At 69.1% G+C, this 619-nt stretch carries 1 protein-coding gene; it reads right to left on the minus strand.

All coding sequences use genetic code 11. From position 1 onward, the window contains the following. Positions 1-414, minus strand: a 414-nt coding sequence (locus ACFWH7_RS20220; RefSeq protein ID WP_375810593.1) for a ClpX C4-type zinc finger protein, incomplete at its 3' end; no start/stop codon positions are given. Between the last annotated feature and the right edge of the window lie 205 nt (positions 415-619).

Genomic DNA, 619 nt, shown 5'->3' on the forward strand with positions numbered 1-619 from the left:
CGCCAACGTCTGCGCCAGATACGTCTTGCCCGTCCCCGTCGGACCGATCAGAAGAATGTTCGACTTCGCCAGCTCCACGTAGTCCGGGTCGTCGGGGCTCGACGGCTTGGACTGCTCGCCCGCCTGGACGCGCTTGTAGTGGTTGTAGACGGCGACGGCCAGGGCCCGCTTCGCGGCGTCCTGGCCGATGACGTACTGCTCGAGGAACTCGAAGATCTCCTTGGGCTTGGGCAGCTCCGTGAGGCCGAGCTCCGTCGCCTCGGCGAGCTCCTCCTCGATGATCTCGTTGCACAGGTCGATGCACTCGTCGCAGATGTACACACCCGGGCCCGCGATGAGCTTCTTGACCTGCTTCTGCGACTTGCCGCAGAACGAGCACTTCAGCAGGTCGGCGCCGTCTGAGATACGAGCCACTACGCGTCTCCTTGTCCCGGTGCCGAGGCCTCCTGCCGTCGGGGTCGACGGCGCGGGGCCCGGGCACGGCCGAGCGAGTCCTGCTCCCCATTCCACACCACGGGGCCCCCGTTGTCAGGTGGGCTCCCCGTACGGGGCGCAACGTGTCGCGGGGGCGGGCGCCCCCCCCGGGGGGGGCCGGCGCGGGGGGGGGGTGGTTGTGAGA

The sequence above is a fragment of the Cellulosimicrobium cellulans genome (assembly GCF_042723955.1).
Lineage (GTDB): Bacteria > Actinomycetota > Actinomycetes > Actinomycetales > Cellulomonadaceae > Cellulosimicrobium > Cellulosimicrobium cellulans_H.